15 protein-coding genes are annotated in these 13,979 nt (G+C 34.3%); 2 read left to right on the top strand and 13 right to left on the bottom strand.

The genetic code is table 11. The features are described from left to right. The first annotated feature begins 368 nt into the window (after nt 1-368). Both ACKI3H_RS00785 and rnjA read left to right on the top strand, forming a co-directional pair. Nucleotides 369-584, top strand: a complete 216-nt coding sequence (locus ACKI3H_RS00785; RefSeq protein WP_350450248.1) for a DNA-directed RNA polymerase subunit epsilon — start codon at nt 369-371, stop codon at nt 582-584. Beyond that, nucleotides 584-2,254, top strand: coding sequence for a ribonuclease J1 (gene rnjA / locus ACKI3H_RS00780; protein ID WP_350450249.1), 1,671 nt, complete (start codon nt 584-586; stop codon nt 2,252-2,254). Before ACKI3H_RS00785 ends, rnjA begins: the two co-directional genes overlap by 1 nt. Nucleotides 2,255-2,309: 55 nt before the next feature. Here the strand turns inward: rnjA and ACKI3H_RS00775 are convergent, their stop codons facing one another. The 13 genes from ACKI3H_RS00775 to ACKI3H_RS00715 form a co-directional block, all read right to left on the bottom strand. After that, entirely contained in the window at nt 2,310-2,603 is a 294-nt protein-coding gene (locus ACKI3H_RS00775) for a HesB/YadR/YfhF family protein (protein WP_407370640.1), read from the bottom strand. A gap of 116 nt (nt 2,604-2,719) precedes the next feature. Beyond that, complete coding sequence (locus tag ACKI3H_RS00770) at nt 2,720-3,379, bottom strand: TrkA family potassium uptake protein (RefSeq protein ID WP_350466543.1); 660 nt, start codon at nt 3,377-3,379, stop codon at nt 2,720-2,722. 72 nt (nt 3,380-3,451) lie between these two features. Beyond that, complete coding sequence (locus ACKI3H_RS00765) at nt 3,452-4,084, bottom strand: response regulator (protein WP_407370409.1); 633 nt, start codon at nt 4,082-4,084, stop codon at nt 3,452-3,454. Continuing rightward, nucleotides 4,081-5,163 carry a sensor histidine kinase gene (locus ACKI3H_RS00760; protein ID WP_407370407.1) on the bottom strand — a complete coding sequence of 361 codons (1,083 nt, stop codon included), beginning with the start codon at nt 5,161-5,163 and terminating at the stop codon, nt 4,081-4,083. The genes ACKI3H_RS00765 and ACKI3H_RS00760 overlap by 4 nt, the downstream gene beginning before the upstream one ends. Continuing rightward, a complete protein-coding gene (liaF, locus tag ACKI3H_RS00755; protein WP_407370405.1) occupies nt 5,160-5,894 on the bottom strand; it encodes a cell wall-active antibiotics response protein LiaF in 735 nt (244 codons plus the stop codon). Before liaF ends, ACKI3H_RS00760 begins: the two co-directional genes overlap by 4 nt. 164 nt (nt 5,895-6,058) lie before the next feature. Continuing rightward, the gene (greA, locus tag ACKI3H_RS00750) at nt 6,059-6,532 is read right to left on the bottom strand and encodes a transcription elongation factor GreA (protein ID WP_350450254.1); all 474 of its coding nucleotides are present in this window, start codon (nt 6,530-6,532) and stop codon (nt 6,059-6,061) included. A gap of 181 nt (nt 6,533-6,713) precedes the next feature. Next, the gene (gene udk / locus ACKI3H_RS00745; protein WP_350450255.1) at nt 6,714-7,355 is read right to left on the bottom strand and encodes a uridine kinase; all 642 of its coding nucleotides are present in this window, start codon (nt 7,353-7,355) and stop codon (nt 6,714-6,716) included. 84 nt (nt 7,356-7,439) lie between these two features. Next, nucleotides 7,440-8,591 carry an endolytic transglycosylase MltG gene (gene mltG / locus ACKI3H_RS00740; RefSeq protein WP_407370404.1) on the bottom strand — a complete coding sequence of 384 codons (1,152 nt, stop codon included), beginning with the start codon at nt 8,589-8,591 and terminating at the stop codon, nt 7,440-7,442. Between the two features lie 177 nt (nt 8,592-8,768). Continuing rightward, nucleotides 8,769-9,083 carry a DUF1292 domain-containing protein gene (locus ACKI3H_RS00735; protein ID WP_407370402.1) on the bottom strand — a complete coding sequence of 105 codons (315 nt, stop codon included), beginning with the start codon at nt 9,081-9,083 and terminating at the stop codon, nt 8,769-8,771. 66 nt (nt 9,084-9,149) lie between these two features. Beyond that, a complete protein-coding gene (gene ruvX, locus ACKI3H_RS00730) occupies nt 9,150-9,572 on the bottom strand; it encodes a Holliday junction resolvase RuvX (RefSeq protein ID WP_350450258.1) in 423 nt (140 codons plus the stop codon). Further along, nucleotides 9,572-9,838 (bottom strand): IreB family regulatory phosphoprotein, encoded by a 267-nt coding sequence (locus ACKI3H_RS00725; protein ID WP_013710505.1) that lies wholly within the window; start codon nt 9,836-9,838, stop codon nt 9,572-9,574. The genes ruvX and ACKI3H_RS00725 overlap by 1 nt, the downstream gene beginning before the upstream one ends. Before the next feature lie 225 nt (nt 9,839-10,063). Next, nucleotides 10,064-12,712, bottom strand: coding sequence for an alanine--tRNA ligase (gene alaS, locus ACKI3H_RS00720; RefSeq protein ID WP_407370400.1), 2,649 nt, complete (start codon nt 12,710-12,712; stop codon nt 10,064-10,066). 343 nt (nt 12,713-13,055) lie between these two features. After that, entirely contained in the window at nt 13,056-13,931 is an 876-nt protein-coding gene (locus ACKI3H_RS00715) for a YitT family protein (protein ID WP_407370398.1), read from the bottom strand. Nucleotides 13,932-13,979: the final 48 nt, after the last annotated feature.

Raw genomic sequence — 13,979 nt, 5'->3', positions numbered from 1 at the left:
AAAAAACATCTATTACAATATAGCATATTTTCTTCTGAGTACGAATAGCCAATTTCTATTATTTTTCGCACCAACTAACTTTCTATACTTAATTAATGAATTATGGTAAAATAAATTTAGCTGTTGTGTACTTACCACAACCACTAGTTCGGGAAAAAACTAAACTGAATAAAAGAAGAATCAGAATTTTTTTCTAGTAGCTTTACATTCATGTTAAGGAATTAAACTGACGTGGTTTTCGTTTATCATCTTTGAATAAACTTCAATAGATTGATTTTTTCGTAATGCAAAACACTTCACCAATTTTTTTATAAAAAAGACTAACGTTCTACCTTTATAGAGAGAACGTATACAGAGGAGAGAAATAAATGATTTTTAAAGTCAATTATCAAGAAACAAAATTAAGAAACCCAAAAAGAGAAGACACTCAAACACTTTATCTAGAAGCCGGAAGTGTTGTTGAAGCACGTGAATTGGTTGAACAAAATACCCCCTACAATATTGAACTTGTTCAACAAATTGATGGAAAGTATCTTGAATACGAACAAAATAGCCCAGATTTCAAGTTAGTGGAGTTTAACTAATGAAACCTTCTATAAAAAATAATGAAGCTGCTGTCTTTGCCATTGGGGGTTTAGGGGAAATTGGTAAAAATACGTATGGTGTTCAATTTCAAGATGAAATCATCATTATTGACGCCGGTATTAAATTTCCTGAAGACGACTTATTAGGAATCGATTATGTTATTCCTGATTACAGTTACATCGTTCAAAATATCCATAAAGTTAAAGCTTTAGTTATCACACATGGACATGAGGATCATATTGGAGGTATTCCTTTCTTATTAAGACAAGCCAATATTCCAATTTATGCCGGACCATTAGCTTCTGCTTTAATTCGTAACAAATTAACTGAACACGGTTTATTGCGTGATACAGTATTGCATGAAATTGGTGAAGATGACGTTATAAAATTCCGTAAAACAAGTGTTAGTTTTTTCAGAACGACACATAGTATTCCCGAAGCTTTTGGTATTGTCGTTAAGACACCACCCGGCAACATCGTTCTAACTGGAGATTACAAATTTGATTTCACTCCAGTGGGCAAACCAGCAAACTTGCACAGAATGGCTAAAATAGGCGATGAAGGTGTACTAGCTCTTTTATCTGATAGTACTAATGCTGAAATCCCTACTTTCACTAAATCTGAACAAGTCGTTGGAGAATCGATCACAAGTATCATGCAAAAAGTAGAAGGCCGTATCATTTTTGCGACTTTTGCTTCTAACATTTCTCGCTTGCAACAAGTTGCAAATGCAGCAATCAAAACAGGACGCAAAATAGCTGTTTTTGGTCGTAGTATGGAATCGTCTGTTACAACTGGTCGTCAATTAGGCTATATCACAGCTCCAGAAGAAACCTTTATAGAACCTAGAGAAATTAATCGCCTTCCTGCAAAGGAAAGCATTATTTTATGTACAGGATCACAAGGTGAGCCAATGGCAGCCTTGAGTCGTATCGCTAATGGTACCCATCGTCAAATTTCTATTCAACCTGGTGATACAGTAATTTTTTCTAGCTCTCCTATCCCAGGAAATACTTCAAGTGTAAATCGTGTTATTAATTTACTCTCTGAAGCTGGTGCAGATGTTATTCATGGAAGAGTAAATAATGTTCATACTTCTGGACATGGTGGTCAACAAGAACAAAAATTGATGCTTCGTTTAATGAAACCTAAATACTTTATCCCTGTTCATGGTGAATATAGAATGCAAAAAATTCATGCGGGTCTTGCTGAATTGGTAGGAATTCCTAAAGAAAATTCTTTCATCTTAGATAATGGAGATGTTATAGCTTTAACGGCTGATTCAGCCAGAGAGGCTGGACACTTCGAAGCTGGAGATGTCTATGTAGATGGTAAAGGAATCGGAGATATCGGAAACGTCGTTTTACGTGACCGTAAGTTGCTGTCTGAAGAAGGATTGGTTGTCGTAGTTGTAACAATCGATTACAAATCTAAAGAAGTACTAGCAGGTCCTGATATCTTGTCTCGCGGATTTATTTATATGCGTGAATCTGGAGAATTAATCAATGATGCACAACAAGTTATGACTAAAAGTTTAAATAAAAGTTTAGCAAACGATAAAGTTACCGAACAATCTTTAAAAAATACTATTATCGAGAGTTTGAAACCATTCTTATTTGAACGTACTGAAAGACACCCTATGATTTTACCGGTTATTATGCCAGTTTAATCCATTAAAAAAAAGGCTTACCCGACATTTTTAAAATGTCTGGTGAGCCTTTTTTTTAGTGTTCAATAAAGTGGTAGATTGGTTCTTCGCGTTCTTTATCATAATTAACTTGTAAGTCGTATCCGCTAAAAAACCATTCATCGTTTTTATCAATAAAGTAAATGACCCCATTAATAATGGTTTCAGCTAAGACATCAGTGGGTTGAGTTACTTCCATTCCGACCGAAAATCCTTCATGGACTTCAGTGCTTCCATATACTTTCCCCAAAAATCGAACACCATTACCCTTTTCGAGACCTACCTCATTTTCAAACCATTCTTTAGCATTATCTGTTATTTCAATTTTCATAGTAAGTTTCACAGAAACGATTCTCTGTGATTCCTCCTCTCATACGACCATATTATCATTATTAATAATACCATAATTAAAGATGCAACAACGTTTGTTTTTCTTGGAACGTATCTCTATGGCATTTGATTTTCCAACCAATCAATTTCTTTAATACCACCAACAATCATAAGCGTATCATTCACCTGAATAACGGCATCAGCTGCAGGAGAAATAATCATCTCTTGTCCTCGTCGAATTCCAATAACATTTAATCCATAACGTTGTCTAAAATTTAATTCTAGAAGTGTTTTATTAAAAAACTTTGGGTTTGTTACTTTTAATTCAACCAATGAATACTTATCTGATAATTCTAAATAATCCACTACGTTTCTTGAAACTAAATGATGCCCGATTCGAATACCCATATCTCTTTCAGGATGGATAACATGATCGGCTCCTATTTTTTCTAGTACTTTTCCATGGTATTCATTTTGGGCTTTCGCTGTAATGTATGGATTACCCATTTCTTTAATCATTAATGTAATTAATATACTTGCTTGAATATCTTCACCAATAGCTATAATGACATGATCAAAATTTCTAATACCTAGTGATCTTAAGACACTTTCATCTTGAGCATTTGCGACAACTGCATGAGTGGCTATATTCATATATTCATTTACTTTATCTTCACTAGAATCAATCGCCAATACATCATGTCCACTTTCTACAAGTGTTCGACAAATACTGCTCCCAAAACGGCCTAAACCAATAACTGCAAAATTTTTCTTCATCTCTTTACCAACTTTCATTTCCCTAATTATATGCTAGTTCCTATCAACTTCATTGTACTTGTTTACCCTACTTTACTCAATAAGGTGATGTTTAAAAGCATAAATAGCTGCTTGTGTCCGATCTTCAACTTCTAACTTAGCTAATATATTTGAAACATGTGTTTTAACTGTTTTTAAAGTTATGAAAAGTGCGTCAGCAATTTCTTGGTTAGAATTACCTTGAGCAATCAACATAAGAATCTCTTGTTCACGATTGGTTAGATCCTCATGCAATTGATGAACATGCTTTTTAGTTAAACGTTCCATCATTTTTCCGGTTACTTCCGGTTCTAGAATCGTTTCACCCTTATATGTAGAGCGAATCGCATTCGCAATTGTACTCGCTGTCGACGTTTTTAAAATATAGCTGGACGCTCCTGCTTCCAGTGCAGGATAGACTTTTTCGTCATCAATAAAACTGGTTACAATAACGATTTTTGCTTCAGGCCATTCTTTCATAATAGCTTTTGTAGACTCGATGCCATCCATTATATCCATCACTAAATCCATCAAAATAACGTCTGGACGCAGCTCCATTGCCTTTTCGAAACCAATTTTCCCGTTCTCTGCTTCTCCTATAACCTCTATATCGCTTTGGATGGATAAATAAGAAGAAACCCCTAATCGAACCATTTCATGATCGTCCACTAATAATACTTTAATCATATCGTCCCTGCCCCTTTTTCGATTTTAGTCATAAGTGGTATTTTTATCTCAACACTTGTTCCCTTATTTTTAAAACTAATAATCTTGCATGTCCCACCCATTCCGATTACTCGTTCATTAATGTTCTGCAACCCATAATTCCCAGCTTTATTTTCAGTCGTATTGAAACCAATTCCATCGTCAATGACTCTCAATAAAACAGATTGATCAATGACGTGCAAGTAAACCTCTAATTCGTTTGCTTTTGAATGGCGCAATGTATTGGAAAGAAGTTCTTGAACGATACGAAAAAGATGATCTTCTATTCCATTTGGTAGTGAAACATCTTCAATATCCCATTTTAATTCAATTTGAATTTTTGTACGGAGCTCATTTAACAGTTGTTCAATCCCTTTTTTCAATGACTTTCCTTCTAAATTAACGGGTCTTAAATGAAGCAATAAAGCCCGCATTTCAGCCTGAGCTTCGTTTACAATAGATTCTATTAATTTTACTTGTTTTTGTAAAGCTCCGCTCGTTTCATACATTTGCTCATTTAAAGCAGACAACATCATCATAGCTGCAAACAATTGTTGACTGACTGAATCGTGTAATTCACGTGCCAAACGACTCCGTTCAGATACCAGAATTTCTTCTTTCGTCTGACCATTAATAGAGTTGGCTGAATTGCTGTTCATTTGTACTTCATTAGCTAAAGTCACCAGTTTTTCACGAATATCTATGAGCGCTCTTTTCAATTCATCAGAAAAAAAATAATCTTCTTCATTTTTAGCAAGCAGTTGATCGAAAGTCTCTTTTGAATAATCTCCCTTTACAAGAGTGTGAAGAGTCTCTTCTATGTGCTGCCACTGGCGTTTGTTCAGATAATAAACACCCAGTGTGACACCTAGACCAATCGCAGCTGAGACAGCCAGTAAATACCCAATAAAAGGAATATAAAAAAAACGTGTTGTAAAAATATCTAAATACCAACTTTCAGGAGAATACGCAAAGCTGTAACTAGCTATAATAACAAAAAACAACATAAATATAATGATACTACTGGAGAAAAAAAGCGATTGAATGGCTTTATGCTTCATATTGCAATCACCTCTAAATCTCCAACTAAAACGTTTGTTATGATTTTTAATGTTCTGGCTTGGTCTTCATAATGCTTACTATACATTTTAACGGATTCATTCTCCAAAATATACTGTTGCCCCTCAAATGCAATTTTTCCTTTAATAGCACTGTGCTCAATCATGATACCAATACCATTGGGAACTAAAATACGTGTTTTCCCAAACCCTTTTCGAATAACAATATAACTTTCATTTTTGGGAAGAATAGTATTTCCCAGATCAATGATCGTGTCTCCCATAAAAATTGAAAAATTAATATCATCCCATTCATATATTGTGTTGCCGATTCTTTCATTTCCCAACCAATTTCGTTTAAAGCGTTTGGCATTCTTTGGCAAACTATCAGTTGTTTCAACAACTACAATATCTTTTTCATTCCATGGAGCTTGCTGGAAATTAAAAGAATCCATTTTTGAAAATACTTTTCCATAATTTAGATAAAGAAAGACAACTCCTACAATTAGTATATACCAAAAACCGGCTAACGACATTAGTGCAAAAGCTGTTAAAAAGATTCCAACAACTAAAGGCATTTTCCTTTTTCTTTTTTGTTGCTTACGGTTTAAAAAAATCAACCAACAGCCAACAGCAAAGAGCCCTAATATAAATAGATTATGAATCAGCTGGTATAAAGCTACTATCAATAAGAGTGATTCAATTAGTAAGAACCATTTCCAATTATTTTTCATACCCTTTAAGTCCCCTTTGCTATGTTTCTTTTATCCAGTATACCGTTTTTAACTCATTATGTAATGTTCTTTAGCATGAGCTCTAACTAAGACTAAAGATGTAGTATATTCCAAAAAAAATAAAAGCTGCTCAATGAGTAGCTTTTATTAAAAAAAACATTAAATCAACTAATTTTTACAATTCTAACGAACATATCTCCACCTGGAGTCCCAAAAGTAACTTCACTACCTACTTTTTTGCCCATTAAAGCTTTAGCAATAGGTGAGTCATTTGAAATTAATCCCTTGAAAGGATCAGCTTCTGCGCTACCAACAATCGTATATTCTTCTTCATCACCATCTGGTAATTCAATAAATGTTACTTTTCTGCCTAATGAAACTTCATCTGATGCAGTATTTGAGTTATCAATAATCTCAGAAAAACGCAACATATTTTCAATAGTTGTTACTCTTCCCTCAACAAAAGCTTGTTCATCTTTCGCCGATTCATACTCAGAATTTTCAGATAAATCTCCAAAACTACGAGCAATCTTAATTCTTTCTACAATATCTTTACGTTTAACCGTTTTAAGATATTCTAATTCTTCTTCTAACTTTTGTTTGCCATCTAATGTCATTGGATATACTTTTTCAATCATTTAATGCGATCTCCTTTATTAGAATCATATCTGATTCTTGCTTTCACTATTTAGTTGAAAGCGTAATTATATTTTCAATATTGACAAGATACCATGTAGAATTCTATTTGTAAACCAAAAATTTTAATTTCTTCAAACTTTTAATTCAACTATCATATTTTTTAAGAACCTACTTTGACTTTTAAATTTTAGACTCTTCAACTAATATACTTCTAATTTTTGTCGTCATAAGATCAATCGCTACTTGATTGGTTCCACCTTCTGGAATAATAATATCTGCATATTTTTTTGAAGGTTCAACAAATTGATGATGCATCGGTTTCACGACAGTCAAGTACTGTTCAATCACTGAATTAAGTGTACGGCCTCGTTCTTCTATATCCCGTTTGATTCGGCGAATAATACGTATATCGTCATCTGTATCTACGTATACTTTTATATCCATTAATTTTCTTAATCGCGGGTCTTCTAAAATTAAGATTCCTTCAAGGATGATAACCTCTTTAGGTTCTTGAATGATGATTTCTTTACTTCTAGTATGCGCAGCATAGTCATAGACTGGCTTTTCAATTGATTTGTAGTGAATCAAATCTTCTAAGTGCTGAATAAGCAAATCTGTATCGAACGCAAATGGGTGGTCATAATTTGTTTTTAAACGCTCTTCAAAGGATAAGTCATCTTGATTTTTATAATAAAAATCTTGTTCCAACATTAAAATGGAATGACCTGTAAACTGATTGTAGATTGCACGACTGACACTAGTTTTTCCACTACCAGATCCTCCAGTTACTCCAATCACTATTGGTCTCTTGTTGTTCGTCATACTTATTCCTCTTCCCTTATGAAAAGCATTGGATCAATTGATCCAATGCTCTTTTATTTCTTTTTTCCAATTTATTAAATCTGATCAATCAACATATTCAGCTTTATATTCTAAATGCTGTTCATATGTTTCAGCGTAGTAGATTTTTCCAGTTTCCATATCAGCTAAAAAGTACATATACTCTGATTCAGTTGGCTGTAAAGTTGCTTTTATAGCATCTGCACTTGGACTGTTAACCGGTCCGGGACCAAATCCAGGGTGCACATATAAATTATAGGGAGAATCTACTGAAACATCTTTATTTGATATATATTCCTTATGCTCATCTAATGCATACAAAACAGCAATATCCGTTTGTAGAGGCATATCGATTGCTAAACGGTTATAAAAAACACCAGCAATCTTTTTCCGGTCTTCTAATGTAAATCCTTCACGTTCGACTAGAGAAGCAATTGTTAAAATATCTTGTACAGTTCTATTGGACTCTTTAATTTCAGGATAAAAACCTGTCATTTCTTCATCCATTCTACTAATCATGTTCTCAATCAGTTCTTCTAATGTCATTTCTTCCGGAAAATCATAAGTAGCAGGAAAAAGATATCCTTCTAATCGATACCGTGTATCCTCTGCTTCAAGAGCTGAAGTTAATAACTCAGGATATTTGGTTTGCATATCCGTTACAAATGACTCATCTTGAATAGCCGTTAAAAAATTTTCTTTAGTATACTCTGAATTTTCAGCAATAGTATCTCCGATTTGATCAATCGAAGTGCCTTCTTTAACTAATACTTTTATTCCTTGATAACTTTCAGCTGTTCCGCCTTCTTGAAGTTGATCGATAATCGAATCAAGAGACATTGACGGAGAAAAGGCATAGTTTCCTGCTTGAAAGTCCGTTTCATTGTTCATACGGACATAATAACTAAACACTATGGCACTTTTTATAATGCCGTTATCTTGTAAAATTTGTGCGATATCTTTTGAACTCGAACCTGTGGGAATTTCTACCACTACTTCAGTTTTATTTTCTGTATCTAATGGTTCTAACGATGTCGTTACATACTGATAACCTATTAAACCAAAAAGAATCAACAGAATAATAAATGCTGCTAAAATGCTAAGTACAATTTTCTTAACCAATGATTTTTCTTTTTGTCTTTCACTTACATTACCAGTTAAATCGGTTTTTACTTCTTTAGTATTTTTTGTTTGGTTGTTCTTATTTCGTTTTGACAAAAAGTGACCCTCCTAAACTATAATAAGGTTTCCATTGATTTTTCACTTTGGCTATGACACTAACTTGTATCATTATACATGATATCTTACTTTATGAGAACAAAAAAAAGCTAACAAATCAAATTTGTCAGCTTTTTCACACGTTTTACTCATAGTTGCATTAATAAAATTAACGAATTATTCTTCTTCGTCTGCTAAGAATGTGTTTAAGACTTCTTCAATCATATCCCATTCTTCTTCAGTTTCAATTGGTTTTAATTCGCCTTGTTCTCCAGTTTCTGTTTCAATGAATGAGTAAACTTCAAGTTCAACTTCTTCTCCTTCACTTGCTCCAGCAGGATATACAAAAACGTAAGATTTGCCATAATCATCTGAGTCAAATGTAAATAAAATTTCGTATAATTGTTCGTTACCTTGTTCATCTACTAAGGTAATATGTTCATGATCGTGGTCATGTTCATGGTCGTGATCGTGGTCATGTTCATGTGACATTGGTCAACACTCCTTTAATTATGAGATAAGTTTCTTTTCTATTTTAGCGCACTATTGACTGAATTACTAGTTTTGATTTTGATTCAAATAATTCTGCAGAATCATTACTGCCGCTAGCTTATCAATAACTTTTTTTCTTTTTGCTCTAGAAGTATTTCCTTCTTCAATCAACATTCTTTCAGCCTGAACAGTCGTTAAACGTTCATCCTGTAAAATTACTGGTAAATTAAATGTTTCTTTAATTAATTCAGCATATCGAAGAGAAGCTTCTGCTCGAGGACCGATAGAATTATTCATATTCTTTGGCAAACCGATCACTACTTTTGTGACTTCATGAATCTTAATCAATTCGCCAACACGCTCTATGCCGTATTCTTCTTGTGCCTCATTAATTTTAATGATCTCAATTCCTTGTGCAGTCCAGCCGAATGGATCACTAACGGCTACACCAACAGTTTTGGAACCGACATCTAATCCCATTGTTCTCATTAAGCTTTAGGTCCACTCTCTTTCAAATAGGTTTTAACAATCTCTTCAACAATTTCATCACGTTCATGGCGTCTAATTAGATTTCGAGCATCATTGTGACGTGGAATATAAGCTGGATCTCCTGAAAGTAAATAGCCAACTATTTGGTTGATCGGATTGTATCCCTTTTCTTCTAATGCATCATGTACTAATTTTAAAGTTTCTTTGACACTTTTTTCGCTGTTGTCACCAACATTAAAACGTACTGTTTCATCTGTTGAACTCATGGTCTACACCTCAATTTCTGTAACGTCTACTCTTATTTTACAAGAAAGCACTTCAAACTACAATGGTTATCAGAAAATGATCATCATAAAATTTGTTTATTTATTTTATAACCAAAGAGGAGTTGAAACTAAAGTCTCAACTCCTCTTCATAGTTAATTATTTATTCTAAAAATCATTCTGGTTACCAGTTTTTTCATACCTTAACATGCGCGACTTAACTAAATTTAGTCTTTATCTTTAACCCATTCTACTACCTTAGCTAAAGCATCTGATAAACCTGCTGGATTCTTTCCACCAGCTTGAGCCATATCCGGACGTCCACCACCGCCGCCGCCAACAAGTGGAGCGATTGTTTTGATGAGATCGCCTGCTTTAAATCCTTTTTTAATTGTTTCTGCATCAACAGCTGTTAACAAATTAACTTTTCCATCATTTGAAAAACCGAGTGCTAAAACATTAGATACAGCATTTTGTTTCCATTGATCAGCCAATTGACGGAGTTGATTCATATCTTTTACATCAACTTCTGCAGCTACAATCGTTACGCCATTCACTTCTTGGATATTTTTAAAAATATCGCCTGCTTGATCATTAGCTAATTTTGCTTGTAACGATTCATTTTCTTTTTGAGCTTCTTTTAATTCTGTTTGTAATTGTTGGACTTTAGTTTTCACATCTTGTGTTTGCTGAGCTTTTACTAAAGCTGCAACTTCAATTAGACGTTTTTGCTCTGTTTGCAATAAAGTATAAGCTGCTTCGCTTGTTACAGCTTCAATTCTGCGAACCCCAGCACCTATTCCTGATTCAGAAACAATTTTGAAGATACCAATTTCGCTCGTATTGCTGACATGAACACCACCACATAGCTCAATAGAATAGTTTCCAACATTAACAACACGGACCAAATCGCCGTATTTTTCGCCAAACAATGCCATTGCTCCCATTTCTTTAGCACTAGCGATATCCGTTTCCACTGTAACTACAGAGATGGATTCCCATATTTTTTCATTTACAATTTGCTCCATTTGATCTAATTCATCTCGTGTAACTTGACCAAAATGAGTAAAGTCAAAACGCAAATGATTTGGTGTAACTAATGAACCAGCTTGGTTAGCGTGTTCACCCAAAATATCTTTTAAGGCTTGATGCAATAAATGAGTAGCCGTGTGGTTTCGAGTGATTTTATTTCTTAAGGATTTATCAACTTCCAATACATAGGTTTCTCCCACGGTCAGAACTTCAAGCACTTCAACTATATGCAGTGGTTGTCCTGCTGGAGCTTTTTTAACCTCTACCACTTTAGCGATAAGTTTACCAGTCGTATCTTTGACAACACCCTTATCGGCAACTTGTCCACCCATTTCAGCATAAAATGGTGTTTGATCAAAAATTAAACGGACACGTTCTCCAGGTTGTGCTGAAGTCACAAGCTCTTCATCAGTTGCAATCACTTCTAAAGTACCCATTTCAGTTGTTTTATCGTACCCTACAAAGATACTATCTTCTTTTAGATCAGAGAATAATTTTGTTTGGACGCCCATCGATTTCTCACCACTTCGAGCAGCTCGCGCACGATTTCTTTGAGCAGTCATTTCTTTTTCGAATCCTTCATGATCTACGTTAAAGCCTTCATCTTGTGCGTATTCTTCGGTCAATTCAACCGGAAATCCATACGTATCATACAATTTGAAAATATCAGATCCTACAATGCTTGTTTCACCTTTTGCTTTTAATTCAGTGATTCGTTCATTTAAAATAGTTAAGCCATCATTAATGGTTTCGTGGAATCGCTCTTCTTCATTTTTGATCACTTTAACGATGAAATCTTCTTGTTCTAATATTTCAGGGTAAAAACTATCCATGATGCTTCCAACAATAGGAACTAATTTATACATAAATGCTTCATCAATACCTAATTTTTTTCCATGCATAACTGCTCGGCGCAATAAGCGACGTAATACATATCCGCGTCCTTCATTTGATGGTAACGCACCATCTCCGATAGCAAAGCTTACTGCACGGACGTGGTCTGCAATGACTTTAAATGAAATATCGTCCGTTGGATTTTTACCGTACTTTTTAGTTTTGCTCAAGGTTTCTACTTTTTTAATAATTGGCATAAATAAATCTGTTTCAAAGTTTGTTGGCGCATCTTGTAAAATGGAAACAACCCGCTCTAACCCCATACCTGTATCAATGTTTTTATTTGGTAGCGGCTCATAGGTGCCGTCTGGTTTATGATTGAATTCTGAAAATACTAAATTCCAAATTTCCAACCAACGTTCATTTTCTCCTCCTGGGTAGTTCTCAGGATCATTTTCAGCTAAATCATTGAAGGCTTCTCCTCGATCATAAAAGATTTCAGAATCTGGACCACTTGGGCCAGCTCCAATGTCCCAAAAATTATCAGCCACATCTACTATATGATCATCTGTTAATCCGATTTTTTCTTTCCAAATCTTTTTAGCTTCTGTATCTTCAGGGTATACCGTGACATACAATTTTTCAGGTTCTAATCCCAACCATTTATCTTCTGTTAAAAACTCCCATGCCCATTCAATAGCTTCTTCTTTAAAGTATTCCCCTATTGAAAAGTTTCCAAGCATTTCAAACAAAGTATGGTGACGAGCTGTTTTCCCAACATTTTCGATATCATTTGTACGAATACTTTTTTGAGCATTTGTAATTCTTGGATTTTCAGGTATCACTGAACCATCAAAATATTTCTTTAATGTTGCTACACCGGAATTAATCCACAATAGCGTTGGGTCTTCAAAAGGAACGAGTGATGCACTAGGTTCCACTTTGTGTCCTTTTGATTCAAAAAAGTCTAAAAATAATTGACGAACTTCATTGCTTGATAATTTTTTCATCGTTTTCTTCCTTTCAAATTTAACTCGTGTATTTATAAAAGAGCACAAAAAAAGTCCAACAACAACATTGCCAGACAAGGACGAACGAATCGCGGTACCACCTTGTTTGCAATGACGTCATTTGACTGTTCATTACCTCTTAAGTCTCGATAACGCGAGAAACGATAGTATTTCTACTATTTTAATAAGGGAGCATTGATTTAATTTTGTTAGTTTTCTTTCAGCCATGGAAAACTTTTCTTTAAACAAGTGATTAAATAAATTTATCCTTAGTACGCTTTAAAGTATAGGAGAAGATGTACAACTTGTCAATAAATAAAAGTACATTTCTCACTACATCCCTTTAGATAATAGTCTTTTCTTTAGCTAGAGTAAACCCACGTCCCCAAACTTCACTCGCACTCATCACCACTACAAATGCATTTTCATCTACATCTAAAACAGCATCTTTTAAGAACGTAAATTCTTGTTCAGCCACAACACACATTAGCATTTGTTTATCTGAATTGCCATATCCGCCTTTAATACCCCAGTTCGTCACTCCACGATTAACCGTATTAAAGATTGCTTGTTTTACTTCTGATGGATATTCAGAAATGATCATGACAGTCTTAGAATGATTAAACCCAACTTGTACAACGTCGATAGTACGACTAATAACAAACAGCGAGATAATGGAATACATAACAACTTCACCATCAAAAACAAGTAGTGCACATACAATTACTAATCCATCAATTAACGCAACACTCATACCTAAAGGCAATTTTATGTACTCATGAATCATTTGAGCGATAATACTTGTCCCACCGGTTGATGCTTTTGCTCTAAATACAATACCTAAACCAATACCGGTTAAAATACCTCCAAATAAAGCTGCTAATAAAGGTGTATTCGTCCATGGTTTGACAAAGTCTAGCATTCCAATGAATGCAGGTAATATTAAACTTCCTAAAATAGTTTTATATCCTGCTTCTTTTCCTAAAAATATAAAACAAATTAACAATAATGGTATATTGAAAGCTAACTGTACGATTGAAGGATCCCAGCTAAAGACGCTTTTCGTAATTGTACTGACCCCACTGATACCGCCCGAAATAATTAAATTTGGCAATAAGAATGCATTAAATGATAAGGCTGCAATAAACGAGCCTACCACAATGTAAAGAATGTCAATTACTCCTAGTGTATATTTGTTTGATAATAGTTTTTTCTTCATATTTGTCCATCCTTCCTAAACGTGAAACAAAATCCTTGTTTATTCTAA

The organism is Carnobacterium sp., from assembly GCF_045617425.1.
Classification (GTDB): Bacteria; Bacillota; Bacilli; order Lactobacillales; family Carnobacteriaceae; genus Carnobacterium_B.
Note: the sequence above shows the minus strand (reverse complement) of the source record. Positions and strands in the feature narration are given on the sequence as shown.

Coding starts and splice junctions, on each gene's coding strand:
- ACKI3H_RS00715 (WP_407370398.1), bottom strand. CDS start 13,931: ATGAAGAAAAAACTATTATCAAACAAATATACACTAGGAGTAATTGAC.
- ACKI3H_RS00765 (WP_407370409.1), bottom strand. CDS start 4,084: ATGATTAAAGTATTATTAGTGGACGATCATGAAATGGTTCGATTAGGG.
- ACKI3H_RS00735 (WP_407370402.1), bottom strand. CDS start 9,083: ATGTCACATGAACATGACCACGATCACGACCATGAACATGACCACGAT.
- ruvX (WP_350450258.1), bottom strand. CDS start 9,572: ATGAGAACAATGGGATTAGATGTCGGTTCCAAAACTGTTGGTGTAGCC.
- greA (WP_350450254.1), bottom strand. CDS start 6,532: ATGATTGAAAAAGTATATCCAATGACATTAGATGGCAAACAAAAGTTA.
- udk (WP_350450255.1), bottom strand. CDS start 7,355: ATGACGAACAACAAGAGACCAATAGTGATTGGAGTAACTGGAGGATCT.
- rnjA (WP_350450249.1), top strand. CDS start 584: ATGAAACCTTCTATAAAAAATAATGAAGCTGCTGTCTTTGCCATTGGG.
- ACKI3H_RS00725 (WP_013710505.1), bottom strand. CDS start 9,838: ATGAGTTCAACAGATGAAACAGTACGTTTTAATGTTGGTGACAACAGC.
- alaS (WP_407370400.1), bottom strand. CDS start 12,712: ATGAAAAAATTATCAAGCAATGAAGTTCGTCAATTATTTTTAGACTTT.
- ACKI3H_RS00770 (WP_350466543.1), bottom strand. CDS start 3,379: ATGAAGAAAAATTTTGCAGTTATTGGTTTAGGCCGTTTTGGGAGCAGT.
- ACKI3H_RS00760 (WP_407370407.1), bottom strand. CDS start 5,163: ATGAAGCATAAAGCCATTCAATCGCTTTTTTTCTCCAGTAGTATCATT.
- liaF (WP_407370405.1), bottom strand. CDS start 5,894: ATGAAAAATAATTGGAAATGGTTCTTACTAATTGAATCACTCTTATTG.
- ACKI3H_RS00775 (WP_407370640.1), bottom strand. CDS start 2,603: ATGAAAATTGAAATAACAGATAATGCTAAAGAATGGTTTGAAAATGAG.
- ACKI3H_RS00785 (WP_350450248.1), top strand. CDS start 369: ATGATTTTTAAAGTCAATTATCAAGAAACAAAATTAAGAAACCCAAAA.